Origin of the sequence: Dyella kyungheensis, assembly GCF_049913195.1 — a bacterium.
Lineage (GTDB): Bacteria > Pseudomonadota > Gammaproteobacteria > Xanthomonadales > Rhodanobacteraceae > Dyella > Dyella kyungheensis.
In genome coordinates, this window is sequence record NZ_CP183983.1 from 3,148,226 (window position 1) to 3,173,251 (window position 25,026).

Consider the following 25,026-nt stretch of genomic DNA (forward strand, 5'->3'; position numbering starts at 1 on the left):
CTGTCGCGCACAGGGTGCGCTCCCACAGGTGTTACTTCTCGCCGAGCGCGCGTACTTCTTCGGCGGTCAGATGCCGCCACTTTCCTTTCGGCAAATCGCCAAGCGGCAGCGCGCCGATGGCGACGCGGATCAAGCGCAGCACGTCGATGCCATGCGCAGCCAGCAATCGCCGGATATGGCGGTTGCGTCCTTCATCCAGCACGATCTCCAGCCACGCATTCTTCTCACCATGTCGTAGCAATACCGCACGGCGTGCAGCGAGCCGTTCGCCCTCTTCCACGATGCCTTCGATCAACCGGTCCAGCAGAGCCTGATCGGGAATATCGTTGACCTGCACGTGATAGGTCTTGTCCACGTGGTGCTTCGGTTCGGTCAGGCGCGCCGCCCACACGCTGTCGTTGCTCAACAACAGCAGGCCTTCGCTGGCCTTGTCGAGTCGTCCGACCGGACCGAGCCATGGCAGGCCGGCATCCTTCAGCAGGTCGTACACGGTGTCGCGACCGCGCTCGTCGGCGGCACTGACGACGAGGCCGCGAGGCTTGTTGATCGCGATGTAGACGCGCGTGCTGGCGGCAATGGGTTCGTTGTCGAGCAGGATGCGTTGTCGATCCGCATCGGCGGGTCGCTCGGGATCGAGTACCACCTTGCCGTCGACGCTGACCCGTCCTTCGCGTATCGCCTTCTCCGCCTGGCTGCGCGAGCACACGCCCATTTTGCTGAGCACGCGCGCCAGACCATGGCGAGGTGCCGATGGTATGGCGTGGCGTGAAGCGGGACGAGACGGACGCATGGGAGAAACTCTCAGCCGGATGGCGATACCGCGCATGGTAGGCGATACCTGCGCGTATCCACAAAAGAAAAGCCCGGCTTGCGCCGGGCTTCTCCGTACAGCTTGGATCAGATCCTATTACTGCTGGACCTGCAGTTCGGTACGACGGTTCTGGGCGCGACCGGCATCCGTGGCGTTGTCGCCGATCGGATCGTTCTTGCCGTGGCCGAACGGACCGATCAGGCGATCGGCAGCGATGCCGTGGGCCGTCAGGTAGTTGAACACGATCGCAGCGCGACGCTCGGACAGCGACTGGTTGTACACGTCGGTGCCCTTCGAGTCGGTGTAACCGGCAACCGTGACCTTGACCTGCGGGTAACGCTGCAGGGTGTCGACAGCCTGGTCGAGGATGGCAACCGAGTCAGCGGTCGGCTCAGCCAGCGCCTTCTTGATGTCCGTCTCGCCCTTCTTCGGACGGTCGAACTTGAAGTTGACGCCGCGCAGGTCGATCACGACCTTCTGCGGGCAGCCGTCCGGACCGACGATCGTGCCTTCCGGCAGATCCGGGCACTTGTTGTCGCACAGGTTCACACCGTTGCGGAACTGCTTGGAGCAGTCCGGAGCCACCGGCGGCGGCGGGGTTGCTGCGACCGGAGCAGCAGCCGGCTCGCCGAAGCGCGACACGATGCTGAAGCCCAGGAACCAGTCGCCGTAACCGTTCTTCTCCGGCTGGGACTTGTCGTCCCAATCGTAACGGTAGCCACCTTCGACGCGGAAATCGGTGCTGTCGGTGATCGTCTTGGAGACGCCCACGCCCACTTCAGCAGCCGGCGACCAGGCGTTGTCAGCCGGGTTCATGTGGTAGCTGCCCAGCACGCCCACGAGGGCGTACGGACGCCATGCATTCCAGTCACCGTAGTAGAAGCGAGCAGCAACGCCGACGTTGTTGTTGGCCCAACGATCGCGGCTGCCGCCGTCGATGGTGCGCTTGGTGCGGTCGAAGAACACGTCGATCGAGGTGTTCGGCGCAATGAAGCGACCAAAGCCCAGGCCGTAGTACACCTGGCGGCTGTTGGTGTTGCGATCGGTATCGTTGTAGTAGCCGCCCACGGTCGGAGCGATGTACCAACGACCGTCGTAGCTCGACGTCGTGGTGGTGGTGGTGCTGTCTTGCGCGTGAGCGGCACCTACGCCGCCCAGAGCCAGGGCAATCAGGAAATACAGGCCCTTACGATTCATCAGGTGTCTCCTCATATTATTGGTATTCGCGTCCGTTCCACCCCAGACGGAAAACGCGCGTCATAACTGACTTCTACTCCGGGACTTTTCCTGTCCCGCGCTTTGCGTCCCGATCGGGGGAAATGTCACAAGACTTCAAGCGCGGCGGAGTGTAGCAAAATCGTTAAGAGCATCGCACGCACAGCAAGACGCTGTTGGTGAGCCACTGTTCAGGCAGATGAGACAAACGCTACGACGAAACTTCTTGCCTGCGACAACCTGTCACCAGCAAACAACGCGTTAGACCGAATCGCGTTATTGCAAAAAGAAAAAGCCCGGCATTTGCCGGGCTTTTCCTACTTCTGCGTACGAGGTTCGATTACTGCTGAACCTGCAATTCCGTACGACGATTTCGGGCACGACCGGCATCCGTGTCGTTGGTGTCGATCGGATCGTTCTTGCCGTGACCGATCGGACCTTCCAGACGACTTGCATCGATACCGTGCGAGGTCAGGTAGTCGTACACGATCTTCGCGCGACGTTCCGACAGACCCTGGTTGTACTCCGCCGTACCCACGCTGTCGGTGTAGCCGGCAACGGTGACGTGCACCTGCGGATAACGCTGCAAGGTGTCGACGGCCTGGTCGAGCACGGCCAAGGAATCCTTGGTCGGTTCGGCCAGCGACTTGGCGATGTCCTTCTCGCCCTTCTTCGGACGATCGAACTTGAAGTTGACGCCGCGCAGGTCGATCACGACCTTCTGCGGGCAACCATCCGGACCGACGATCGTGCCTTCCGGCAGATCCGGGCACTTGTTGTCGCACAGGTTCACGCCGTTGCGGAACTGCTTGGAGCAGTCCGGAGCAGCCGGCGGCGGCGGCGGCGGCGCCGGCGGGGCCGGCGGTGCGCCGATGCGCGAGACGATGCTGAAGCCCAGGAACCAGTCGCCGTAACCGTCCTTGTCGGGCTGGGTCTTGTCGTCCCAGTCGTAACGGTAGCCACCTTCGACACGGATGTCGGAGCTGTCGGTGATGGTCTTGGACACACCCACGCCCACTTCGGCAGCCGGCGACCAGCCGTGCTCGAAGTTGCTGATGTGCTGGCTGCCCATCACGCCGCCCAACAGGTACGGACGCCATGCGTTCCAGTCGAGGAAGTAATAGCGCGCCGCCACGCCATACGTGTTGTTCGACCAACGACCGCCGCCGGCATCGGTGTCCACGGTGCGCTTGGTGCGGTCACCGAAGAAATCCAGCGAGAAGTTGGGCGAGAAATAGCGACCAAAGCCAATGCCGTAGTAGAACTGGCGGCTATTGGTGTTGCGGTCGGTGTCGTTGTAGTAGCCACCCACCGTGGGTGCGATGTACCAGCGATCGTCGTACATGGACGTTTCGGTGGTGGTCGGTGCCGCACTGCCAGTGTTGTCCTGTGCGTGAGCGGCGCCTGCGCCGCCCAGGGCTAGGGCAATCAGGATGTACAAGCCCTTACGTTTCATCAGGTGTCTCCTCGTTTATTGGTGTACGCGTCCGTTCACCCCAGACGGGAAAAGCGATCAAGCCGTGATTCCACTCCTAGTGAACCGCGAACCTGACTTCGAACCTAGTGCTTGTTTTACCCGAAACGGGCGCGGAGTAGCTTAGCAAAAGTTAAGCAATTGCAAATCGACCCCAAACGCCCGTTCATTTTCGGCTCACGCCGTCTTTACAGCGTGAAGAAACCAAGGAACTCGTGGATCGGGATGGCATCTAGCTTAACGGGGTCTGCCGTGGCGTTCAGGATCGTTTTGACCCGATGGGACGGCAGCTGGCTTCGCATGGCAGCCTCGAACTTCTTTAACAACACGGGGATACCCTCCCCCCGGCGCCTGCGATGACCGATCGGGAAGTCGATGGAGACCTTTTCGGTGCTCGAGCCGTCCTTAAAGAACACCTGAACTGAGTTGCCGATGTAACGTTTCTCGGGATCGAAGTAGTCCTGGGTGAACCGGGGGTTCTCACTGACCACTGTCTTGGCGCGCAAGGCGTCGATGCGGGGGTCGGCGGCCACCTCATCGTTATAGTCGTCGGCCGTCAGGCGGCCGAAGATCAACGGCACCGCCACCATATATTGAATGCAGTGGTCGCGGTCGGCGTAGTTGGCCAGCGGGCCGGTCTTGTCGATGATGCGCAGGCCCGCTTGCTGGGTTTCGATCACCACCTGCTCGATCTGGTCGATCCGGCCGGCCACGGCGCCGTGCAGCTGCATGGCGCACTCGACGGCCGTCTGGGCGTGGAATTCGGCCGGGAAGCTGATCTTGAACAGCACGTTTTCCATCACATAGCTGCCGAACGGGCGCTCGAACTGGAACTCGTTGCCCTTGAAGGCCACGTCGTAATAGCCCCAGGTCTTGGCGCTGAGCGCCGACGGGTAGCCGACCACGCCCCGGTACACCGCATTGATGGCATGGGTCACGGCGCGGCGGCAGGCGTCGCCGGCCGCCCAGCTCTTGCGCGGGCCGGTGTTCGGGGCGTGGCGATAGGTGCGCAGCGCGCCGTTGTCGATCCAGCTATGGGAGATGGCCGTGACGATCTGCTCCCTGGAGCCGCCCAGCATGGCCGTGGCCACCGCCGTGGAAGCCAGGCGCACCAGGATCACATGGTCCTGGCCGACGCGGTTGAAGCTGTTCTTGAGCGCGTAGCAGCCCTGGATCTCGTGGGCCTTGATGGCGTAGGTGAGCACGTCGCGCACGGTCATCGGCCGGCCGCCCTCGCGCTCGGCCTTGCGGCTGAGGTAATCGGCGACGGCCAGGATGCTGCCCAGGTTGTCCGACGGATGACCCCACTCGGCCGCCAGCCAGGTGTCGTTGAAGTCCAGCCAGCGGATCTGGGTGCCGATGGCGAAGGCCGCCTGCATCGGATCCAGCTCGTGGCTGGTGCCCGGCACGCGGGCGCCGCCCGGCAGGTTCGCGCCCGGGACGACCGGGCCCAGGTGCTTCACGCACTCGGGAAACTTCATCGCCATCAAGGCCGTGGCGAGCGAGTCCAGCAACATGTAGCGCGCGGTGTCGTACGCCTCGGTGGATTCGATCGGGTAGTCGACGACGTAGTCGGCCACATCGACCATCGGTTGGTCGGGATCGGGGCGCTTGGCGGAGCGGATATCGGGCGCACTCATGGGAGACCTCGCGGCGGTGGGAGCGACAGTAGTGGTTTTGCCCGCTTTGTGCAGCTTGACGCCCGCGCACGCGGACCTCGACAATGCGCAGATACTGATCCCAAAAGGGAGTAGTTCCGAACGCCGGCTTCGTCGGTGTTCGTGCAGCGGTCGTCATCACGAGCGTCACCACGCTCCGGTCGCTGCGGCGGTTCTTCCGCGAACGAGACTTTTGCAGTCATGACGGGCCGCGCGCGTCCGTCGTGGTTGCATTTGTCCCGACGCGCAGAGACCCGTACATGGACCTTGTCGTCACCGAATTCCTCTCCGGCCTGCTGGCCATCGTGCTGCTCGACCTCGTGCTCGCGGGCGACAACGCCATCGTGATCGCGCTGGCCGCGCGCCGGCTGCCCCGGCATATCCAGAAAAAAGCCGTGCTGTGGGGCACCGTGGGCGCGATCGCGGTGCGCCTGCTGCTGACCGGCGTGGTGGTGTATCTGCTCAAGCTGCCGGGTCTGATGCTGGTGGGCGGCGCGTTGCTGTTGCCGATCGCATGGAAGCTGCTGCAACCGGACAGTCATCCTGCGCACGAGGTCGGTGCCGCGGGCAGTTTCTGGGCAGCCATGCGCACGATCATCGTCGCCGATGCGCTGATGGGCATGGACAACGTGCTGGCCATCGCCGGCGCGGCCAAGGGGCACATGGTGCTGGTGGTCATCGGACTGGCGATCAGCGTGCCGCTGGTGGTGTGGGGTTCGTCGCTGATCCTGCGGCTGATCGAACGTTTCCCGGTGATCGTCTACATCGGCGCAGGCGCCATCGCGTGGACGGCGGCCCGCATGATCGCGCACGACCATTGGTTGTCGCCGTGGTTCGAAACGCATGGCTGGGCCAGCTATCTGCTCGACGCCGTGCTGGTGATCGGCGTGTGCGGCGGCGGCTGGCTGATGCAACGCCACCGCCTGCGAGCGCAAGAATCGGCTTGAGCGTGGCAAGCCCGGCAGGCGACACTTCATGGATAAGACCACACCAGGACGATCCCCATGAAGTTGTACTACCTGCCGGGCGCCTGCTCGCTCGCCGACCACATCGTGCTCGAATGGATCGGCCAGCCGTACACGACGCATCGCGTCGCGCGCGAAGAGCTTGGCTCGGCCGACTACCTGAAAATCAATCCGTCGGGCGTGGTGCCTGCCCTGCAGGAACCGGACGGCTGGGTGCTGACCGAGAACGCGGCCATCCTCAACTATCTGGCGGACAAGTTTCCGCTGGCCGGCCTGGGCGGCGAAGGTGCGCGGGGCCGTGCGGAAGTGAATCGCTGGCTGGCTTACATCAACTCCGACCTGCATCCGATGTACCGGCCGGTGTTCCGCCCGGAGCGCTTCATCGATGGCGAAGAAGCGCAGGATGCCTTGCGCTGTCGCGCCATCGAACGCTTGCGCGGCTACTACCAGCGTCTCGATGCCCAGCTCGAAGGCCGCGACTGGCTTACCGGCACGCGCTCGTTCGCCGATCCGTACCTGTACGTGGTGCTGCGCTGGGCCATGGGCAGGGGCGTGGACTTGTCCGAACTGCACAACCTCGCCCGCTTCCATCAGCGCATGCAGGACGATGCCGGCGTGAAGTCGGCACTGCAGCAGGAAGGTCTCTGAGCACGCCAACGGCGTCGTTGGCGTGCTCGCATCCGGAACCTAGAACATCATCGGCACGCGCACGGTCACCGTCGCGTCCGGTGTATCGCGCGTCACGCCGACGCCCAGGGTGAAGTTGAGCGTGCGCTTGTCGCTGAAGCGCCATGACCCGCCGATCAGGAGCGTGCCGAGCACGATCTTGGTCGAGCCGGGCACGTTGTGGTTGTTCTGCTTGGTGGCGCCGACGAAGCTCTGGTCGTAGCCGATACTGATCGAGGCTTTCTCGTTGAGCGAAAGGCCCATGCCCACGCTGACGTCGACGATGTCGCCCAGCTTCACCTTGCCCAGATTTTCGGTGCCGCCGAGCAGGATCTTTCGCGTCACGTCGTCGCGCGGCACGTTGTAGAGGTAGCTGAAGTTGCCGAAGAACACCACCGGGTCGGTGGGATACAGCCAGGTCACGCCCGGCTGGATGGCCCAGAAGCCGGTACCCACCGGCTGCGTCAGCGGCAGGCCGGTGCCGGTGGCCGCGAGATCGACCTGGCCGATCACGTTCTCCACGCAACGTTGCACGCAGTCCGTGGTGACCTGGAACGGATCCTTGCCGGTGTTCGACTTCACGCGCAGCCAGCCGACGTAATAGGCCTTGTCCGGACCGCCGACATTCAACTGATAGCGCGCGGTCGCTTCGATATCGCCCAGGCCGTGGCCGCTGTTGCCGAACGCCTTGTCGGTGGCGCTGCCGGTGAAGATCTCACGGCTGGTCACGTCCTCGTGCGCATAGACGTAAGGCACGCGGACTTCCACTTCGAGCCGGTTGCTGAGGCCGTAACGCGTGGTCAGCCAGCCGACCTGCGTGGTCGTGCGCACCTGCCGCGCATCGATCAGGCCGATCAGGATGGCGGGGATCACCGTGTAGCCCACCAGCGCCACGCGATCGACCGACGAATAACCAAACTGGTAGGCCGGCTCCATGATGAACTTGCCCTTGGGCGTCAGCACGCCGGGCTGCTGGAAGATCGGCGCCACCTCGGGCGGACGCGTATCGGCCTTGGGCGCTTCGCCCACCGGTTGCTGTTGTGGCGCGTTGGCGGCCACCGCATCGCCGGCCGGCATGGGCAGCGCAGACGCTCCAGGACCGCCTGTCGCGATGCTGCCGGCGCGCTGCTTGTCCAGCACGTCGATGCCCACGGCATGGCGCAACGACTTGTAGTCGGCCTCCTGTTCGGCCAGGGCGCGCTTCATCGCATCGAGCTGGGCGATCTGCGCACTGATCTGGCTGCGCATGGCATCGATGCGATCGCCCTGCTCGGCCACCCGCTTGCGCAACTCGTCCGGATCGACCGCTGCGGGACTCCCGGAGGGCGCCGCTGAAATGGTGTTGTTGGCCGTCGCGGGTGATGCACCCGGCGGCGACGGTGACTCCTGCTGCGCCGAGACAGGCAAGCCCAGCGCCACCAATCCGGCACATCCCGCCGACCAAACGTATCGCCACGCTGAGTGTCGCATCATGCTTCCTCATGACTCATGGTTCGATGTCGTACTTATCAACACGCCGCGCTTGAGCAAGCACGGCGTGTTTGCGGTAACAGCCCAGCCCCTGCTGCGTCTCCCCTGTCAGTGACCCAGGGATTGCAACTGCGCCTGCTGCAAAGCCTCCTGCAGACTCCCCTCGCGGAATGCGTTGAGCGAATTGGTCGATGCGTTGATGGTGGTGATGTTCTGGATGTTCTGGTTGTTCAAGGTGTTCTGGATCACCGTGCCGCCCATCTTCGAGGCGAGCGCGGAGGGATCGAAGGTATTGTTCGGACCGATCTGCGTGACCTGCACCGTGTTTAGCGCCGTCTGCATGGCTTGCGCCTGCGCGGTGGTCATGTGCGCGACGTCGGGAATGTTGAAACTGGTGGAGGTGACCAGATTGCCGTTGACGTAGACGGCGCGGTCGATCCCGAACGAGGCCACCAGGCCGTTGCCCAGGTCGAAGCCGCCGCGCTGCTCGTCGAGCGTGTCTTCGCTCACCGCAGCCCAGCCGGGCAGGCCGTTGTCGGAGGTCGGGATACCCGTCACCACGCTCGCCAGCGCTTCAGCCGGCGCAGGCGCATGCGCTGCCACGGCAGCCGCTGTCACCGTGGTCGCACCATCCTGCGCCTGCGCCCCCACGACGCAACTACCGCATGCGACAAAGAGAGCGCCAAAGCCAACGATGTATGCAACCGCTTTCATCAGTGTGTCCCTCAAATATCGTCCGGCCCTTTCTTGGGCATCACGGTGTTGTAGAGGCCGTTGCGATCGATGGCATCGCCTATGGGCGCCGCAGGCGCCACTTTCCAATCATTGGGGCTGTTGAACACCGCCAGGTTGCGGCGGTTGTGGATCACGAAGACCAGTCCGTTCTTCCACAGCGTCATGAACTTGGCCTGCGACAACACGCGCGTGCCGCGAGCGGGATCGCCCACCAGCAAGCGGTTGTTGCGCATACCCTTGACCACTACGAAATGGTGATAGCCCTTTTCGTCGATGAGCACGATGGCCGGCAGGTTTTCCTGCTGGAGCTTTTCGATGGGCACCTTGAAGCCGTCCGCATCGAAGCCATTGGCATCGAGGAAACGCTTGAGATCCAGCATCGAAAAACCTTCCTTGTTGATCTTGGCCTGGTCGCCGTGCAGATACATCTGCTCGAACGCGACCTGCTCGTTCACCGGATAGCCGTACTGGTAGGTCAGCAGCGTGGCCACCGCGGCCGAGCCGCAGCTGAAATCGTATTTCTGGTGGATGGTGCTCTTGTAACGCGCCTCCTTGAGGCTGGTCAGGCGCACCGTGTACGAACCCGGGCCACTGCTGACCACCGTCACCGGCGTGGACGCGCGACTGTGCACCGGCAACGCCGCCAATACGATCAGCAGCGCCGCACGCATGTTCATGGTTTGAACTCGACGCTCAGCACCGTGGCGTTCTGGATCAGCACGTTGTTGCCCGAGTTCTGGATCAAGGTCGGGAATCCGACCGCACCCGCGGCCGCGCCGCCGCTGATGATGTTCTCACCCGTGGTGAGGTGATCGGCGCTGTTGTTCTGCACCGTGCCGGTCAACGTGGTGTTCTGCTGCACCAGCATGCCGCCGCTCTGGGAGGCCAGGGTGGCGCTATCCACGCTCTCGCCCAGGTCGCTGGCGACGCCCTGGTGATCGACATGGCTTGCCGCGACATAGGCGGCCATGGGCGAGTCCACTCCCTGCCCCAGATAGTCCTGCGGGATGGCCGCGTTCTCTGCGCAAAGCACCGTGGGAACGGCGAGCGCACCGAGGGCGGTGATACGAAGCATCCATTGGAAAGATCGCACGGCAGCATCTCCATGAGGCGAGCCCACGCCTCTGATTGAAGCGGACAGCGCTGACCGTCGCATCGCGCAACGGCACCGCAGCATCACGCACGGTGGAGCGAATGACTCCACCGTGCATGATCCCTTTCGCACTCAGCGACCCACGTTCAGGTTTGCTTGAACGTTCACGCTCTGCTGTACCAATGCCGCCGCGCCACTGTTCTGGGCGAGGATCGACACACCGGCCGCTGCCGCCGCCGAACCGTTCATCTGGTTCGACATATCGAACGCGCCCGTGGTGGCCGAGGTCGTGCCGCCTGCACCGCCAGCTCCGCCAGCACCGCCAGCTCCGCCCGTGCCTGCGCCACCGGTATTGCCGGCACCTGCGCCGCCAGCTCCGCCGGTTCCTGCCGTTGCAGTAGCCGCACCGCTGGTGCCGCCCGTCGCGCTCGCTGCGCCGCTGGTTGCGGTCGGCGATGCTGCGCCGGCGGTTCCGCCTGCACCTGCGCCACCTGCGCCACCGGTACCACCGGTGTTCGCGCCGCCACCTGCCGTGCCGCCACCGCCGCCTGCACGATTGTGGTTACGGATGCCACCGGCGTTGCCGCCGTCGCCGCCGTCACCGCCGCCAGCCAACGAAGCGCCGAGTCCAGCCGCATCGCCCGAGTCGGCGCCCGAACCGCCGGCCTTGCCGCTGCTGGCATGTGCGCCACCGGCGTTGCCGCCGTCGCCGCCGTTGCCGCCCCAGGCCTTGCCGCCGTAGCCGCCACCGCCTTTACCGCCGCTGGAGCCGCGACCGCCATTGGCGTCGCCCTTGTTCACTGCGGAGTTGCCGATACCCCACACGGCCACGTCCGAGACCGAACCGTTGAGCGTGCTGTTTGCTACTGCCTTGCTAACGTTGAAGGAATCCGCCGTGCCACCGCTGCTGGCGGCTGAACCGTCCGCACCCGTCGCATAAGTGCTGTAGGTGTTGGTGTCGGTGTCGGTGCGGGTATGAGTGCTCGAATCGGTGTTGGTTAAGGTGCTCGATCCTTTCGAAGTGTTTTCGTTGTCGGCAGCGAATGCCGGGAGCGTAAGCCCCAGACCCAACACTATTGCGGTCGCTATTAGAGTCTTGCGCATGGTCTATCTCCTGGAACGATGCGGTGTGACCCCCTGTGTTGCTGGTGTTGCGAATCCAGCACGTTCTCGTCGCAACTTGCGTGCCACGCCGTGTGGACTTGCGCTCACAAAGCTGAAGACCATGAAATCAGCGACTTGAAGAGACTCACGGACAATGAGTTTGACTGCGGTCAGACAGTCACAAAGCGCGAGTGGATCAAGGTTGTTACAGCGCACCACGTTCCGGGCCTTGCACCTGGAACATAAACACTCGTGCATGAGCCCTTATTTCAGGGATTTAGCGCGTATTGCTGCGTTCTCACAAGGAAGTGGAACACCTGTATCAGCAGATTTACACCCATGCATACGAAACCCTAGCAATGTCGTACAGGGTCCTGAACCATAACGAAACTTGGAAAGAACGAAGGGGCCTTTCGGCCCCTTCATTCGACATAGACCTAGGGCGATCAGCGCTTTTCGATCGGAACGTAGGCCAGATCTTCCGGGCCGGTGTAGTTCGCGCTCGGGCGGATGATCTTGCCGTCCTCGCGCTGCTCGATCACGTGGGCGCTCCAGCCGGAGGTGCGGGCGATCACGAACAGCGGGGTGAACATGGCCGTCGGCACGCCCATCATGTGATACGCGCTGGCCGAGAACCAGTCGAGGTTGGGGAACATCTTCTTCTGCTCCCACATCAGCTTCTCGATCTTCTCCGACACGTCGAACAGGGTCGGGTTGCCGCCTTCCGTGCACAGCTTGCGGGAGACTTCCTTGATGATCTCGTTGCGCGGATCGGACACCGTGTACACCGGGTGGCCGAAGCCGATGATGATTTCCTTGCGCTCCACGCGGGCGCGGATGTCCGCTTCCGCCTCGGCCGCGTTGCGGTAGCGGGCGATGATCTCCATCGCCACTTCGTTCGCGCCGCCGTGCTTGGGACCACGCAGCGCACCAATCGCACCGGTGATCGCCGAGTACATGTCCGAGCCCGTGCCGGCGATCACGCGTGCGGTGAAGGTGGACGCGTTGAACTCGTGCTCGGCGTACAGGATCAGCGACTTGTCCAACGAATGCGTGCACAGCTCGCTCGGCTTCTTGCCGTGCAGCAGGTGCAGGAAGTGACCGGCGATGGATTCGTCTTCGGTCACCGTTTCGATGCGCTTGCCGTTGTGGCTGAAGTGGAACCAGTACAGCAGGATCGAACCGAAGCTCGCCATCAGGCGGTCGGCGATGTCGCGCGCGCCGGTGACGTTGTGGTCATCCTTCTCCGGCAACACCGTGCCCAACACCGAGCAACCGGTGCGCATCACGTCCATCGGATGAGTGGCGGCAGGCAGCAGTTCCAGCGCGCTCTTCACCGGCGCCGGCAGGCCGCGCAGACGCTTGAGCTTGGCGCGGTAGGCATTCAACTCCGCCCAGTTCGGCAGCACGCCGTGCACCAGCAGGTAGGCCACTTCCTCGAAACAACCCTTGGCCGCCAGGTCATGGATGTCGTAACCGCGGTAATGCAAGTCGTTGCCGCTGCGGCCCACCGTGCACAGCGCGGTGTTGCCGGCAGCCACGCCCGACAGCGCGACGGATTTCTTGGGCTTGGGAAGAGTTTGCTCAGTCATTCGGTACATCTCCTGAAGACATGCTTGCGTCAAACGTGGACGGCACCGTGATGCCGGTTATCTCGATGGGGTCGATCAGCTCTTCTTGGAAAAGAGCTCATCCAATCGGCGCTCGTAGTCGTGGTAACCGATGCGGTCGTAAAGCTCTTCGCGCGTCTGCATGGTGTCGATCACGTTGCGCTGGTGGCCATCACGGCGGATGGCCTGGTAGACGTTCTCCGCCGCCTTGTTCATGGCGCGGAACGCCGAAAGCGGATACAGCACGATGCCCACGCCTGCGCTGGCGAGCTCTTCCACGCTGAACAGCGGCGTCTGGCCGAACTCGGTGATATTGGCCAGCACCGGCACCTTCACGGCATCGACAAAGCGGCGATAGGTCGGCAGGTCGTAGGCAGCCTCGGCAAAGATGCCGTCGGCGCCCGCTTCGACGCAGGCAATGGCGCGCTCGATCGCTGCATCCACACCGTCCACGGCAATCGCGTCGGTGCGCGCAATCAGGAAAAAGTCGGCATCGGTTTTCGCATCGGCGGCTGCCTTGACGCGATCGGCCATCTCGCTGGTCGACACGATCTCCTTGCCGGGACGATGACCGCAGCGCTTGGCGCCCACCTGGTCCTCGATATGGCAGGCCGCGGCGCCGAACTTGATCAGGCTCTTCACGGTGCGGGCGATATTGAACGCGCTCGGACCGAAGCCGGTGTCGATGTCCACCATCAGCGGCAGATCGCACACATCGGTGATGCGGCGCACGTCAGTCAGCACGTCGTCCAGCGTATTGATACCCAGATCCGGCAGCCCCAGCGAACCCGCCGCGACACCGCCGCCCGAGAGATAGATGGCGCGATAACCGGCTCGCTTGGCGAGCAACGCATGGTTCGCGTTGATGGCACCGATCACCTGCAAGGGGTGTTCTGCCGCGAGGGCGGCGCGGAATTTCGCGCCGGGGGATGCGATGTGGGCCATGAAACCTCCGCTTAAAGAGGAGATTTTAGCGCACCGTTTGTAAGGGGGCTGTTGCGCGGCAGCATGAATGGTTTCGAAGGGAGCGTGTAGTTAGTTGGTGGCTGCATCGTATGGTGCGGCGGTGTTTTCCTTGGGTTTTCGTGGGGCTAAAGCGCTGGGCTTGAACTGCCTGCGCGCTCGCCTGTGGGAGCGCACCCTGTGCGCGACCGCCACGTTGGGATGTATCGCTCCGTAGGCTTGTCGCGCACAGGGTGCGCTCCCACAGTAGCCCGTCAACGCGATGCACCCACTTCTCCCTCTCCCCGCCTGGGAGAGGGGCGGTGCTCGGGGGAACGTGTGTGTCTTCTTTTGTGGGAGCGCACTTGTGCACGACCGCCACGCGGGGATGTACCGCTCCGTAGGCTTGTCACGCACAAGTGCGCTCCCACAGTAGATCCGCAGCTCCTGGCTCCTGGCTCTTGGCTCCTGGCTCTTGGCTCTTGGCTCTTGGCTCTTGGCTCTTGGCTCTTGGCTCTTGGCTCTTGGCTCTTGGCTCTTGGCTCTTGGCTCTCGGGGGTCCCCGTATGACGCGGCGGGTGGGTGGAGGATCAGCCCGAAGGGTGGCCCGCAGGGATGCGGGCCAGTTTTTCGCCAGGGCAGGATGCCCTGTCGAAAAACCCCGCAACCCACTCGCGCACCTGGAGGGCCGCAGGCCCGGAAGGCGCGTCATCCGGGGGGCCCTTCTCTTTGGTTGGCGGTGTCAATCTAGAAGTGCATCATCGATCGCTTGGGCGAGATCATCGCGCCCCAGCGCACGCATGAACATCTCCGCCGGACAGTGGTAGTCCAGGGTGGCCCGCGGTCGCAGATTCATCTCCCGCGCAATCGCATCGAGTTTGCGTTGGCTATGCACGGACAGGTCGGTGCCTTTGGGGAGGTACTGACGCAGCAAACCGTTGGTGTTCTCGCAGATGCCGCGCTGCCAGGGACTGCGCGGATCGGCGAAGTAAATCGCCAGTCCCGTGCGCTTGGAGAGCGTCTTGTACAACGCCATCTCCTTGCCCTGGTCATAGGTCAGCGTTTGACGCAGCGTCGCCGGTAACGGACCGAACGCCCGGCTGAAGCCCTTGAGCGCATCCTCGGCCGCGCACCCTTCCATCTTCACCAGCTTCAGAAACAACGTGCGTCGATCCACCAGCACGCCTACCGACGACTGATTGCGTGCGCCTTTGAGGAAGTCGCCTTCCCAGTGGCCCGGCAACAAGCGTTCATTGGCCTCCGGCGGTCGATCATGAATGCTTGGCAGATCGTGCATGCGGCCGCGCCGATTGGCGCCTTGGCCGCGCGGGCGGCGCGCGCACTTGTGCTGGCGCAACAGTGCCACCAGCCCTCGCCGCAGCTCCCCGCGCGGAGCGGCATAGATCGCGGTGTAAATCGTCTCGTGAGACACGTGCTTGGCCGGCTCGTCGGGATGCTGTCGGCGCAGTGTGCGACTGACCTCTTGCGGTGACCAGCGCCGGGCCAACAAATGGCGCACCAGACGCCACAAGGCGCTCTCACGATGCAATTTACGCGGCCGGCGTGCCTGATGGGCCAAGCGACGGGCCCGATGGCCGGCACGACAAGCGTCATAGCCGAGCGTCGGGCGCCCCAGACGAGGGCTGCCTGACGGCTCGCGGTGCCCGTTACGCGCCAGCTCCCGTGAGATCGTACTGGGCGACCGGCCCAGCAGCATCGCCAGCTGCCGGGCGCTCTCTCCACGTGCCTTGCCCACCATGATCGCGCCTCGCTCTTCGGCGCTTAGATGGTTGTAGTCCTGACCCATGCATCACCTCCAGAGGGGTGTTGCACTTGATATTAGAGACCGCCGTTACTTTCTCTTGGGCAAGCAAGAGAAAGTGACCCGGCCTCCGGCAGGAGGACGGAAGCCCGCGGCAGGCGAGCCAGGTCGCCGTATCGCGACAACCGAAGACTGACGAAACTGGATGACCAGCCTTCGGCTGTTGAAAAACGCCTCCGGCCTGCGCCGGGATGACGAGCTAGGAGCGCTCCCGAGAGCACCCGCCCCTCACCCAACCCTTTCCCCGGAGGGGAGAGGGAGAAGGCTAGCGCCCGACTTATCCGCCTTGATCGGGTCCGCGCTCCAACGCCCGCCGCACCTCTTCCAACGCCCCCGGATCATCCAGCGTCGAAAGATCACCCGGATCGGCGTGATGCACCAGCGCCTGCAACGAACGTCTCAACAGTTTTCCCGAACGCGTCTTGGGCAACGCATTGACCACGTAGATACGCGCCGGCCGCGCGATCTTCCCAAGCTGGTCCACCACACATTGCTGCATGCCTTTGGCCACATCCACCGAACCTTCCGTCACACCTTGGCGTAGCGTGGCAAACACCACCGGCACCTGCCCCTTCACTTCGTCCTGCATGCCGATTACCGCGGCCTCGGCACATGCGGGATGCATCGCCACGGACTCTTCGATCTCCCGCGTGCCCAAGCGGTGCCCTGCTACGTTGATCACGTCATCGGTGCGGCCGAGAATGGTCGTGTAGCCGTTCTCGTCGCGGATGGCCCAGTCCAGCGAGCTATACAGCAGTTCCTTGAAGTGGCTGAAATAGCTCGCCACGTAGCGTTCGTCGTTGCGCCATACGGTGGTGAGGCAGCCCGGTGGCAACGGCGGCACGAACACCAGCACGCCTTTCTGGTTCGGCGGAAGCTCCTCGCCGGTGACTTCGTCGATCACTTTCATGCGATAGCCGGGACTTGGAAATCCCGGGGAGCCGAACTTCACCTGCTTCAAGTCGAGGCCGGGCATCAAGGTGATCGCAGGCCATCCGGTTTCGGTCTGCCAGTAGTTGTCGATCACCGGCACGCCGAGTCCGTCGGTGGCCCAATGCGCGGTCGGTTCGTCGAGCGGTTCGCCGGCGAGGAACAGCCATTTGAGCCGGGACAGGTCGTACTTTTTCAGCCAGCTGGCGTCCTGCTTTTTCAGTACGCGAATGGCGGTAGGCGAGGAGAACATACTGCGCACGCCGTAACGCTCGCATAGGCGCCACCAGATGCCCGGATCGGGGTGGGCTGGCAGGCCTTCGTACAACAATGAGGTGGCACCGCCGATCAGCGGTGCGTACACGTTGTACGAATGGCCGACGGCCCAGCCCACGTCCGAGGTGGAAAACATCACCTGCCCCGGCTTGATGTCGAAGATCGTCTCGATCGACATCGCCATGGCCACCGCATAGCCGCCCACGTCGCGTTGGATGCCTTTGGGCTTGCCGGTAGTGCCCGAGGTGTAGAGCAGATAGCTCGGTTCGTTGGATTCGAGCCATTCCACCGGAACTTCGGCGCCCTCATAGGAAGCGCGCAAGCTCGCGTAGTCGAGATCGCGTCCGGCCACGCGGGTCATTTGCGGATCGAGCCCGCGATCGATCATGAGCACCCGCGGAGGCGGACGCTTCGCTTCTTCCAGCGCCGCATCCACCAGCGGTTTGTACGGGATCACCTTGCCGCCGCGCATGCCCGCGTCGGCGGCAATCAGCAGCGCCGGCTCGGCATCGTCGATGCGCAAGGCGAGGTTGTGCGCCGCGAAACCGCCGAATACCACCGAGTGGATGGCACCGATGCGCGCGCACGCCAGCATGGCGAAGACCGCTTCGGCGATGTTGGGCAGGTAGATCACCACGCGATCGCCGCTGACCACGCCCAGCGACGTCAGCACGGCGGCAAACGTATTCACTTCGCGATACAGATCGCGATAGCTCAGTTCGCGCGTGATGCCCGTTTCGGAGGAAATCGCCACCAGCGCCAGCTGGCCGCCGCGCGCTGGAAGATGCCGGTCGACGGCGTTGTAGCAGAGATTGGTGGTGCCGCCGACGAACCAGCGGCGAAACGGTGGCCGGGAAACATCGAGGATGCGTTCGGGCGGCGTATGCCAGTGGATGCGCTGCGCCTGCTCGGCCCAGAAGGCTTCGGGCTGCTCTATCGAACGCTGATAGAACTCCTCGTAACGCATCACAACATCCTCGTTGCAGCGGCTGATCGGTCTAGCCTAGATCAGCCGCGTCGAACGGGCTTTGCGACCTTGGTCGAGTCGGCTGCACGGGCCGTCGCCCGTGCAGTCAGCTCACAAGCAGGACACCGCCGCGTCGCGATAAGCGGGGTTGTAATCCTTCTTGAGGGCCTGGGTCTCGTACATCATCACCTGTGCGCCGGTACCGTCGGCAGTCACGCTGATCAGCTCATGCGCGCCCTGCTTGTCGTTGCCCGACAGCTCGCCCGACTGGTCCTTGTGCGAGGCGCTCACTTCGGCGGTCTCGGCCCACTTCGCGCGCACGCACTCCAGATAGGTCGGAATGTCCTTGTTGGTACGGCTGCTCATCTTCGGCGTGGTGTCGCGCAGACCGTGCGTGCCGCCGCAGGCGGTAAGCAAGGCGCAGAGGGAAAGGGTCGCAAGAAGTCGCTTCATGTCTTCGGTTCCGGTCGGTGCTCTGTCGATTCTACCGATACTCGGCCACATCGCCAGTCATCCGGCGAAAATCGGCGGCTGGCTCAAAAGAAATGGGCGGCCGAAGCCGCCCATTTCACACATCGCGAGGCTTGCTCGCGCGACTTACTTCTTGGCGAACAAGTGCTCGACGCCGGCGCGCTCTTCGCGCAGTTCCTTGTTGGTGGCGTCCATGCGGGCGCGCGAGAAATCGTTGATTTCCAGGCCCTGCACGATGGCGTACTTGCCGTCCTTCACGGTCACCGGGTAACCGTAGATCACGCCCGGCTCGATGCCGTACGAACCATCGGACGGAATGCCCATCGAGGCCCAGTCGCCTTCCGCGGTGCCCATCGCCCAGGTGCGCATGTGGTCGACGGCAGCCGAAGCAGCCGAAGCAGCCGAGGAAGCGCCGCGCGCCTTGATGATCGCCGCGCCGCGCTGCTGCACGGTCGGGATGAAATCGCTCTCGTACCAGGCCTGGTCGACCAGCGACAGCGCCGGCTTGCCGCCCACGGTGGCGTGGTGCAGGTCCGGGTACTGGGTGGAGCTGTGGTTGCCCCAGATGGTCATCTTCTTGATGTCGGTGCTGTGCTTGCCGGTCTTCTCGGCCAGCTGCGACAGCGCGCGGTTGTGGTCAAGACGGACCATCGCGGTGAAGCACTTCGGATCGAGATCCGGTGCGTTCTGCTGGGCGATCAGCGCATTGGTGTTGGCCGGGTTGCCGACCACCAGCACGCGCACGTCGCGCTTGGCGTGATCGTTCAGCGCCTTGCCCTGCGGGCCGAAGATGGCGCCGTTCGCTTCGAGCAGATCCTTGCGCTCCATGCCCGCGCCGCGCGGACGCGCACCGACGAGCAGCGCGTAATCGACGTCCTTGAAGGCGACGTTGAGGTCGTCGGTGGCGACGACACCGGCCAGCGTCGGGAACGCGCAATCGTTGAGTTCCATCACCACGCCCTGCAGCGCGGGCAGCGCCGGGGTGATTTCCAGCAGGTGCAGGATCACCGGCTGATCCGGACCCAGCATGTCGCCCGCGGCAATGCGGAACAGCAGGGCGTAACCGATCTGGCCGGCAGCGCCGGTAACGGCAACACGAACGGGGGCTTTCATCGGAGAAACTCCTTCAACTTGGGCTTGTACAAAAGACAAAGGCCCACGCCGGTCGGCGCGAGCCCAAGACCATCAGGTCAGTTCAGCAAAGAACGCCTGGATGCGTTCCAACCCGGGCTGCAATTGTGCAGTTGGGCAGGTATAGGAAATGCGCATGGCGCGCGGTTCGCCAAAGGCCGAACCCGGCACGCAGGCCACGCCCGCGGCTTCGAGCAACACGGCGCACAGTTCCACGTCGTCGTTGATCTTCACGCCCTGGTGACTCTTGCCGAAGGCGACCGAGATATCGGGGAAGGCGTAGAACGCACCCTGCGGATACGGGCACACCACGCCGGGAATCGCACGCAGCGCATTGACGACCACGTCGCGCTTCTCGGCGAATTCCTTGCACTTGGCCTCGGGAATGGCCTGCGGGCCCGAGAACGCGGCAACCGCGGCCGCCGTGATCACTTCCGGCAGGCTGGTGATGTGGTTGGAATTGAGCGTGGTGATGGCCTTGGCCACGTTTTCCGGCGCCGCGATCAAACCCACGCGCCAGCCCGGCATGCCATAGGTCTTGGACACCGAGTCGACGAAGATCAGCCGCTCTTTCAGTTCCGGCTGCGCATGCACGAAGTTGTGATAGCCGATGCCGTCGAACACCATCGAGTTGTAGATGTCGTCGGTGATGATCCAGGTGTCGGGATACTTCATCAGCACGGCGGCCAGCGCGGCGATTTCATCGCGCGTATAGACCATGCCGGTGGGGTTGGACGGATTGTTGAACAGGAACACCTTGGGCTTGCGCGCGAGGGCCGCCTCAAGCTGCGCGGGCGTGAGCTTGTAGTTCTGCTCGGGACCGCAATGCAGGATGTTCGCCTTGGCGCCGAGGATGTCGGCGATGTCGCGGTAGGTGGTCCAGAACGGTGCGGCGAAGCAGATTTCCTCGCCTTCGTTCAACAGCGCTTCGCCCAGGTTGTAGAGCAGCTGCTTGGCACCGATGCCGATCGACAGATTCGCGCGGCCGTAGCCCTTGAAGCCCAGCTTTTCGATATGCACCAGGAACGCATCGAGCAGCGCATCCGCACCGCGGTTGCTGCCGTACTGGCCGGAGTCGTGCTGCAGCGCTTCGCGTGCGGCGGCGTAGACATGCTCGCCGGGAAGAAAATTGGGAACGCCGATGGAGAAGCTGATGATGTCGCGACCGGCAGCCTTGAGCTGCTTGGCCTTTTCGGCGATGACCATGATCGCGCTGGGCTTGGCGCGACCGACACGCTGGGCGAGCTGGGGCATGACTTCCTCGTAAGGGGGGACGAAGGCAGCAAACCCGGCAATTTTAGCATGTGGCGGCGCGGCATCCGACGCCCAGGGGCTACCCGATGGTCTAAAACCCGGTTCGCCCGAGCGGCCGCAGGGCGGCGTCAATGACGTTCGTCACTTGCCAAAGCGTGTCGTCAACTGGCTGATCCGCCTATAGATAAGGCCGCAACGCCGCCCTACATTCCAGCCACGACTGACAGCCAAAGGAACGTCCATGCACTGGCTTTGGGTAATCATTGTAGGTCTGGTGGTTGGCGTGATCGCCAAGATGCTCAAGCCGGGCAAGGACCCGGGTGGTTTCATCATCACCATTTTGCTCGGCATCGCCGGCTCCTTTCTTTCCACCTATGTCGGCGAAAAGCTGGGCTGGTGGGGCGAAACCGGACTGGTGCACTTCCTCGGCTCGATTGCCGGCGCCATCGTCCTGCTGTTGATCTATCACCTGCTGACCAGGCGCAGCACCACCTGACGCAGGGAAGCGAAACCGGCGGCGCCTTTGCGCGCCGCCGGCATTTTTTGGCCTCAGGCCGCGCTGGCCCCGCCAAACAGCTTGCCCGCCAGCGAGGCGAGCGAACCCAGGTCGAAACCACCCTGCCCCTGCGCCGGCACCTGGCCGTCGGGAGTGAGATGGTCGACCGCATGCGGCAACACCTGCGAAAGCTGCCCGAGCAGCTGGCCTTGATCGACGCCCAGCTTGCCCGCGGCTTCCTGCAATACCGAACCGAGGCCGCCGTTCTGCAACGCCTGGCCGAGCTGGTCGCCCGATACCTGCTGGTTGCCACCGGTGCCGACCCACGATTGCACCGCTTCGCCCATGCCGTGTTGCTGCAACATGGCGACCAGGCCCTGCACGCCGCCAGCCTTTTCGATCAGCTGGCCCGCGATCGCGACGAGAGAGGAACCGCCAGCCGGGTTGCCTTGGGCACCGCCGAGCAGATCATTGAGAAAGGACATGACTGCATCTCCTTGGGAAGGGGGAATGACACACATCATCTGACGCATGGAGCCGTTCGATTCTAGGCTCCTGAATTACGCCCCGCTATCGCGAAATCGCGCAAAAAAAACGCCGCCCGGGTGGGCGGCGTTTCTTCACGCAATCAACACGAAGGCGATCAGCCGCGCTCGTCGAGCACCGCGTTCCATTCCTTCACGCGGTCGGCCTGGGCCGCCAGCAGCGCATCGACGTCGCCTTCCACGGTGACCTTTTCGATCACGTCGCCCTGGCGGATGGCGTCGACCACGGCCTGGTCTTCCGCGCCGACGATTTCGCCGAACACGCTGTGCTTGCCGTCGAGCCACGGGGTGGCGCCATGGGTGATGAAGAACTGGCTGCCGTTGGTACGCGGACCGGCATTGGCCATCGACAGCACGCCCGGCTTGTCATGACGCAGCGAGGCGTCGAACTCGTCCTCGAAACGGTAGCCCGGGCCACCGCGGCCGCTGCCTTCCGGGCAGCCGCCCTGGACCATGAAATCGGCGATCACGCGGTGGAAAGCCAGGCCATCGTAGTAGCCGCGACGGGCCAGATTGACGAAGCTGGCGACGGTCACCGGGGTCTTGTCCTCATGCAGGCGCAGGTGGATGGGACCGCGGTTGGTGGTCATGGTGACGTTGATGGTCATCGGAAATCCTTGTTTTAAAAGGCAGCGCGCAACCACAGGCGCCCTGCAAGCGCGCAAGGATACCGCAGCCGGTGTGGCGGACGCCGCCCCGGCCGGGCCGACATTCAGCGAGGCGCCTGAGTCCAGGCAGGCGGCAGATCCAGCCTGAAACGGGCCAGCGGCAACGCACCTCGCGGTGTGGGCGACGGCGTAGGCACGATCGCCGGCCAGGGGGCACCCGCATAAATGTGCGCCCACAGGCGATCCAGCGCCGCGTAGCCATACGGCAGCAGCGGCACGTGCTGCTCGCCAAAACCGGGAATGGCCAGGAACGCGTCGAAATGTTGGGCGTACGGCACCTTCCAGTACAACGGATGCCCGCCGTTGCTGCGCAGCCATGCCACATAAGGTTCGGAAGTGAATGCCGTGGGCAGCAGGCCATCGGAGGCGCCGTGCACGATCCACAACGGCAGACTGGGGCGCGGCGCTTTTACTGTGGTAGCGGCCACGCCATCGCGCAGGGGCTGCGTGCTCGCATCGGTGTCTTCCCACAGCGCACGCAGGCAGAGTGCGCCCGGCAAGGTCGGATCGGGCGAGCGATCCGTGCCGCCGAACAGGCCCACGCCGTTGCCGGGCGGAATCCCCGATGCATCGGCCCACCAGCTCGCGCGCAGCGCGGGATCCACCGCGGCCGCTGCTCCCTTGGCGCCGGCACCGCCATAGCGGAAACCGCAGGGCATATCGTCCGGACCGCGGCGCATATAGGCGGACGCATAGGCGGCCGTGATCGCTCGCCACAGATCCAGCGACGTGGTGGAAGCGGCGGTGGCCATCGCCTGGTCCGTCCAGCCGCCGGCACGCAGATGTTCGTAAGCCTGGGCAGCTTGTGCGGCTACGCGTGTGCCGCTCACCAATTCGCGTTCGTGCAGTTGGTGACAACGCTGCGCCCACGCCGGTGGCACTTCGCCTTCCGGCGTGCGCGCCATCGGTGTTTTGTCGAAGCGTGCATCGGCGAGTGCGCAGGGCAACCAGATCGACGCGTCGGTGGCGTAGTCGAACAAGGCGCGGCCCTGCTCCGGCACGCGCACATTCGGTTCCAATGCGACCACGCCCGCGAACAGACGGTCATCGTCCAGGCCCGCCGCCTGCAGCACGGCGCCACCGCCGTTGGAAAGGCCTGTCGCGATGATGCGGGTGTTCTGCGCCGTGAAAGGCGCCTGATCGGGAAACGCGCGATCGAGCATGGCCAGCCCGAACCGCGCGGCCTGAAGTACGTGGCGGCCCCAGTCGGCTTCCGGGTTGTCGCCCGAGTGCGCATGCTTCACCGCGACGCCGGTGTGCGCGGTGTCGGCGACCGGTTCGAACTCCAGCATGGCCGAACCGCGTTTGGCGCGCGTGCCATCGAGGGCGACGCCGCTGTTGTCGGCGAGATCGAAGTAGCCGCCGCTGGTGCCCTTGTCGGTATAGGCCACCGCGCAGCCACGCGGCAATCCCCAGGCACCCGCCAGCGCAATGGCGCCGTAGATGCCGCGCGAGCCCGACGATGCGGTCACCACCAGGCAACGGCGCGAACGGTCGAAATTGTCCGGCACCTGCAGCAATACGCGATGCGGCGCATGTGCATCGGGGATCCATGCAAACGCCTGGTACTCGCGACCGGGTACATCGGGCACGCCGCCGTAGACGCGTCCATAGCCGCCGAGCGGACCCAGATCGGCAATGCCCTTCCAGCTTGCCTGGATCGCGCGACGCCGCAATTCAGCCGGCGTGGGCTGCAACGGATGGGCGATCGGCGCCAGCGCACCGGCCAGCCCTTCCAGTCCCAGGCCTGCACTCAGCAGATCGTCGCCCTGGCGATGTTCGGTCTCGCGCACGTCGCCGCGCACAAAATCGGGGGCCTGCATGCCGGACTCCTTGGTCACGGTCGGTGCTGCGCACGACACCAGCAGCGGTGCGATCAGCAGCATCCATCGGGAAAGGCGATTGGTCATGCCCACCACCATAACAAGCAGGCACCGGCCCGCCATCGTACGAAAGTCCAGCATAGAGGCAGTCGCCCTTAAGTGATGACGTGACTTTATGATCTCGACGTCAGCCGTGACCTTGGCTAACTTCAGCGTCATGACACGCCTGCTGATCGCCGACGACCATCCCCTGTTTCGCGCTGCACTGCGGCAAGCCGCCAACGACAGCGTGGACAATTGCGCCGTAGTCGAGGCCGACGACCTCGACAGCGTGCTCGATGCGCTTGCCGGCGATCCGGACATCGACCTGGTGCTGCTGGATCTGCACATGCCCGGCAGCCAGGGGCTCTCCGGGCTCGCCACGCTACGCGGCCAGTTTCCCGGCGTGGCCGTGCTGGTGGTATCGGCTCACGACGAAGTGCGCACCGTGCGTCGTGCGCTGGATCACGGCGCTGCGGGTTTCATTCCCAAGAGCGCCAGCCCTGCCGAGATCGGTGATGCCATCCGCAGCGTGCTCGATTGCGGCAGCTGGCTGCCGCCTGCCCTGGCGCAGGCCATCAAGGCGCTGCCTGCCGATCCTTCCGACGTCGACCTCGCTTCACGCCTCGCGCGCCTCACCGAACAGCAGTACCGCGTGCTCGCGCTGTTGGGCGAGGGCCTGCTCAACAAGCAGATCGCCGACCGCCTGACCATTCAGGAGCGCACCGTGAAGGCGCACGTCACCGCCATTTTCGAAAAGCTGGGCGTGCGCAATCGTACGCAGGCGGGTGTGTTGCTGCACTCGCTGGATCTGAGCGACTCGGCGCGGATCTAGGCATCGCGGGGACGGATTCGCCGGAG

The 25,026-nt window shown here is 64.1% G+C and carries 23 protein-coding genes; 4 read left to right on the top strand and 19 right to left on the bottom strand.

Translation table 11 applies throughout. The features are described 5' to 3' along the window. Window positions 1–31: 31 nt before the first annotated feature. From ACN9MB_RS14235 to ACN9MB_RS14250, 4 genes are all read right to left on the bottom strand, one after another. Entirely contained in the window at window positions 32–826 is a 795-nt protein-coding gene (locus tag ACN9MB_RS14235) for a pseudouridine synthase (protein WP_426269346.1), read from the bottom strand. 81 nt (window positions 827–907) lie between these two features. Next, window positions 908–2,008, bottom strand: a complete 1,101-nt coding sequence (locus tag ACN9MB_RS14240; RefSeq protein WP_204634463.1) for an OmpA family protein — start codon at window positions 2,006–2,008, stop codon at window positions 908–910. Window positions 2,009–2,366: 358 nt separating this feature from the next. Continuing rightward, window positions 2,367–3,482: an OmpA family protein gene (locus tag ACN9MB_RS14245; protein ID WP_204634462.1), complete on the bottom strand. Its 1,116-nt coding sequence runs from the start codon at window positions 3,480–3,482 to the stop codon at window positions 2,367–2,369. 206 nt (window positions 3,483–3,688) lie between these two features. Next, window positions 3,689–5,140, bottom strand: coding sequence for a bifunctional 2-methylcitrate dehydratase/aconitate hydratase (locus ACN9MB_RS14250; RefSeq protein ID WP_426269347.1), 1,452 nt, complete (start codon window positions 5,138–5,140; stop codon window positions 3,689–3,691). A 278-nt stretch (window positions 5,141–5,418) separates the two neighbouring features. Here ACN9MB_RS14250 and ACN9MB_RS14255 point away from each other — a divergent pair, with 278 nt between their 5' ends. Together ACN9MB_RS14255 and ACN9MB_RS14260 are read left to right on the top strand one after the other, a co-directional pair. Next, window positions 5,419–6,105, top strand: a complete 687-nt coding sequence (locus tag ACN9MB_RS14255) for a TerC family protein (protein WP_204634460.1) — start codon at window positions 5,419–5,421, stop codon at window positions 6,103–6,105. 57 nt (window positions 6,106–6,162) lie between these two features. Beyond that, window positions 6,163–6,771 carry a glutathione S-transferase family protein gene (locus ACN9MB_RS14260; protein WP_204634459.1) on the top strand — a complete coding sequence of 203 codons (609 nt, stop codon included), beginning with the start codon at window positions 6,163–6,165 and terminating at the stop codon, window positions 6,769–6,771. Between the two features lie 39 nt (window positions 6,772–6,810). On the opposite strand, the gene ACN9MB_RS14265 is transcribed toward ACN9MB_RS14260, so the two are convergent. The 12 genes from ACN9MB_RS14265 to ACN9MB_RS14320 all read right to left on the bottom strand — a co-directional run bounded on the left by ACN9MB_RS14265 (window position 6,811) and on the right by ACN9MB_RS14320 (window position 20,594). Beyond that, window positions 6,811–8,262 carry an acetate kinase gene (locus ACN9MB_RS14265; protein WP_426269348.1) on the bottom strand — a complete coding sequence of 484 codons (1,452 nt, stop codon included), beginning with the start codon at window positions 8,260–8,262 and terminating at the stop codon, window positions 6,811–6,813. Between the two features lie 105 nt (window positions 8,263–8,367). Further along, entirely contained in the window at window positions 8,368–8,973 is a 606-nt protein-coding gene (locus tag ACN9MB_RS14270; RefSeq protein WP_204634458.1) for a hypothetical protein, read from the bottom strand. Between the two features lie 11 nt (window positions 8,974–8,984). Next, the gene (locus ACN9MB_RS14275; RefSeq protein WP_204634457.1) at window positions 8,985–9,671 is read right to left on the bottom strand and encodes a C39 family peptidase; all 687 of its coding nucleotides are present in this window, start codon (window positions 9,669–9,671) and stop codon (window positions 8,985–8,987) included. Continuing rightward, window positions 9,668–10,087, bottom strand: coding sequence for a hypothetical protein (locus ACN9MB_RS14280; protein ID WP_239535175.1), 420 nt, complete (start codon window positions 10,085–10,087; stop codon window positions 9,668–9,670). Before ACN9MB_RS14280 ends, ACN9MB_RS14275 begins: the two co-directional genes overlap by 4 nt. A gap of 132 nt (window positions 10,088–10,219) precedes the next feature. Next, window positions 10,220–11,191 (bottom strand): hypothetical protein, encoded by a 972-nt coding sequence (locus ACN9MB_RS14285; RefSeq protein WP_204634456.1) that lies wholly within the window; start codon window positions 11,189–11,191, stop codon window positions 10,220–10,222. Window positions 11,192–11,637: 446 nt separating this feature from the next. Continuing rightward, window positions 11,638–12,783, bottom strand: a complete 1,146-nt coding sequence (gene prpC, locus ACN9MB_RS14290; protein ID WP_204634455.1) for a bifunctional 2-methylcitrate synthase/citrate synthase — start codon at window positions 12,781–12,783, stop codon at window positions 11,638–11,640. Between the two features lie 75 nt (window positions 12,784–12,858). Then, the gene (gene prpB, locus ACN9MB_RS14295) at window positions 12,859–13,746 is read right to left on the bottom strand and encodes a methylisocitrate lyase (RefSeq protein ID WP_204634454.1); all 888 of its coding nucleotides are present in this window, start codon (window positions 13,744–13,746) and stop codon (window positions 12,859–12,861) included. A gap of 739 nt (window positions 13,747–14,485) precedes the next feature. Next, window positions 14,486–15,550 carry an IS30 family transposase gene (locus ACN9MB_RS14300; protein WP_426269349.1) on the bottom strand — a complete coding sequence of 355 codons (1,065 nt, stop codon included), beginning with the start codon at window positions 15,548–15,550 and terminating at the stop codon, window positions 14,486–14,488. Window positions 15,551–15,842: 292 nt separating this feature from the next. Further along, a complete protein-coding gene (prpE, locus tag ACN9MB_RS14305; protein ID WP_426269350.1) occupies window positions 15,843–17,738 on the bottom strand; it encodes a propionate--CoA ligase in 1,896 nt (631 codons plus the stop codon). A gap of 111 nt (window positions 17,739–17,849) precedes the next feature. Continuing rightward, window positions 17,850–18,191 (bottom strand): hypothetical protein, encoded by a 342-nt coding sequence (locus ACN9MB_RS14310; protein ID WP_204634452.1) that lies wholly within the window; start codon window positions 18,189–18,191, stop codon window positions 17,850–17,852. Window positions 18,192–18,335: 144 nt separating this feature from the next. Beyond that, the gene (locus ACN9MB_RS14315; protein ID WP_426269351.1) at window positions 18,336–19,322 is read right to left on the bottom strand and encodes a malate dehydrogenase; all 987 of its coding nucleotides are present in this window, start codon (window positions 19,320–19,322) and stop codon (window positions 18,336–18,338) included. 72 nt (window positions 19,323–19,394) lie between these two features. Next, on the bottom strand, window positions 19,395–20,594 hold the full coding sequence (locus ACN9MB_RS14320) for a pyridoxal phosphate-dependent aminotransferase (RefSeq protein WP_204634451.1): 1,200 nt from the start codon (window positions 20,592–20,594) through the stop codon (window positions 19,395–19,397). Between the two features lie 241 nt (window positions 20,595–20,835). Between ACN9MB_RS14320 and ACN9MB_RS14325 the strand changes: the two genes are divergently transcribed. Continuing rightward, the gene (locus ACN9MB_RS14325; protein ID WP_426269352.1) at window positions 20,836–21,090 is read left to right on the top strand and encodes a GlsB/YeaQ/YmgE family stress response membrane protein; all 255 of its coding nucleotides are present in this window, start codon (window positions 20,836–20,838) and stop codon (window positions 21,088–21,090) included. Between the two features lie 53 nt (window positions 21,091–21,143). On the opposite strand, the gene ACN9MB_RS14330 is transcribed toward ACN9MB_RS14325, so the two are convergent. The 3 genes from ACN9MB_RS14330 to ACN9MB_RS14340 form a co-directional block, all read right to left on the bottom strand. Beyond that, window positions 21,144–21,575 (bottom strand): YidB family protein, encoded by a 432-nt coding sequence (locus ACN9MB_RS14330; protein WP_204634449.1) that lies wholly within the window; start codon window positions 21,573–21,575, stop codon window positions 21,144–21,146. 158 nt (window positions 21,576–21,733) lie between these two features. Beyond that, complete coding sequence (locus ACN9MB_RS14335; RefSeq protein ID WP_204634448.1) at window positions 21,734–22,243, bottom strand: peptidylprolyl isomerase; 510 nt, start codon at window positions 22,241–22,243, stop codon at window positions 21,734–21,736. A gap of 104 nt (window positions 22,244–22,347) precedes the next feature. After that, a complete protein-coding gene (locus ACN9MB_RS14340) occupies window positions 22,348–24,213 on the bottom strand; it encodes a 3-hydroxybutyrate oligomer hydrolase family protein (RefSeq protein ID WP_426269353.1) in 1,866 nt (621 codons plus the stop codon). A 130-nt stretch (window positions 24,214–24,343) separates the two neighbouring features. Between ACN9MB_RS14340 and ACN9MB_RS14345 the strand changes: the two genes are divergently transcribed. After that, a complete protein-coding gene (locus tag ACN9MB_RS14345) occupies window positions 24,344–25,000 on the top strand; it encodes a response regulator transcription factor (protein ID WP_426271921.1) in 657 nt (218 codons plus the stop codon). Window positions 25,001–25,026 lie beyond the last annotated feature (26 nt).

Bases quoted from the DNA above. Each gene is read 5' to 3' on its own strand.
- prpC (WP_204634455.1), bottom strand. From the start codon at position 12,783: ATGACTGAGCAAACTCTTCCCAAGCCCAAGAAATCCGTCGCGCTGTCG.
- ACN9MB_RS14250 (WP_426269347.1), bottom strand. From the start codon at position 5,140: ATGAGTGCGCCCGATATCCGCTCCGCCAAGCGCCCCGATCCCGACCAA.
- ACN9MB_RS14245 (WP_204634462.1), bottom strand. From the start codon at position 3,482: ATGAAACGTAAGGGCTTGTACATCCTGATTGCCCTAGCCCTGGGCGGC.
- ACN9MB_RS14310 (WP_204634452.1), bottom strand. From the start codon at position 18,191: ATGAAGCGACTTCTTGCGACCCTTTCCCTCTGCGCCTTGCTTACCGCC.
- ACN9MB_RS14275 (WP_204634457.1), bottom strand. From the start codon at position 9,671: ATGAACATGCGTGCGGCGCTGCTGATCGTATTGGCGGCGTTGCCGGTG.
- ACN9MB_RS14235 (WP_426269346.1), bottom strand. From the start codon at position 826: ATGCGCGGTATCGCCATCCGGCTGAGAGTTTCTCCCATGCGTCCGTCT.
- ACN9MB_RS14270 (WP_204634458.1), bottom strand. From the start codon at position 8,973: ATGAAAGCGGTTGCATACATCGTTGGCTTTGGCGCTCTCTTTGTCGCA.
- ACN9MB_RS14325 (WP_426269352.1), top strand. From the start codon at position 20,836: ATGCACTGGCTTTGGGTAATCATTGTAGGTCTGGTGGTTGGCGTGATC.
- ACN9MB_RS14335 (WP_204634448.1), bottom strand. From the start codon at position 22,243: ATGACCATCAACGTCACCATGACCACCAACCGCGGTCCCATCCACCTG.
- ACN9MB_RS14255 (WP_204634460.1), top strand. From the start codon at position 5,419: ATGGACCTTGTCGTCACCGAATTCCTCTCCGGCCTGCTGGCCATCGTG.
- ACN9MB_RS14285 (WP_204634456.1), bottom strand. From the start codon at position 11,191: ATGCGCAAGACTCTAATAGCGACCGCAATAGTGTTGGGTCTGGGGCTT.
- ACN9MB_RS14240 (WP_204634463.1), bottom strand. From the start codon at position 2,008: ATGAATCGTAAGGGCCTGTATTTCCTGATTGCCCTGGCTCTGGGCGGC.
- ACN9MB_RS14315 (WP_426269351.1), bottom strand. From the start codon at position 19,322: ATGAAAGCCCCCGTTCGTGTTGCCGTTACCGGCGCTGCCGGCCAGATC.
- prpB (WP_204634454.1), bottom strand. From the start codon at position 13,746: ATGGCCCACATCGCATCCCCCGGCGCGAAATTCCGCGCCGCCCTCGCG.
- ACN9MB_RS14340 (WP_426269353.1), bottom strand. From the start codon at position 24,213: ATGACCAATCGCCTTTCCCGATGGATGCTGCTGATCGCACCGCTGCTG.
- ACN9MB_RS14345 (WP_426271921.1), top strand. From the start codon at position 24,344: ATGACACGCCTGCTGATCGCCGACGACCATCCCCTGTTTCGCGCTGCA.
- ACN9MB_RS14260 (WP_204634459.1), top strand. From the start codon at position 6,163: ATGAAGTTGTACTACCTGCCGGGCGCCTGCTCGCTCGCCGACCACATC.
- ACN9MB_RS14300 (WP_426269349.1), bottom strand. From the start codon at position 15,550: ATGGGTCAGGACTACAACCATCTAAGCGCCGAAGAGCGAGGCGCGATC.
- ACN9MB_RS14320 (WP_204634451.1), bottom strand. From the start codon at position 20,594: ATGCCCCAGCTCGCCCAGCGTGTCGGTCGCGCCAAGCCCAGCGCGATC.
- ACN9MB_RS14330 (WP_204634449.1), bottom strand. From the start codon at position 21,575: ATGTCCTTTCTCAATGATCTGCTCGGCGGTGCCCAAGGCAACCCGGCT.
- prpE (WP_426269350.1), bottom strand. From the start codon at position 17,738: ATGCGTTACGAGGAGTTCTATCAGCGTTCGATAGAGCAGCCCGAAGCC.
- ACN9MB_RS14265 (WP_426269348.1), bottom strand. From the start codon at position 8,262: ATGATGCGACACTCAGCGTGGCGATACGTTTGGTCGGCGGGATGTGCC.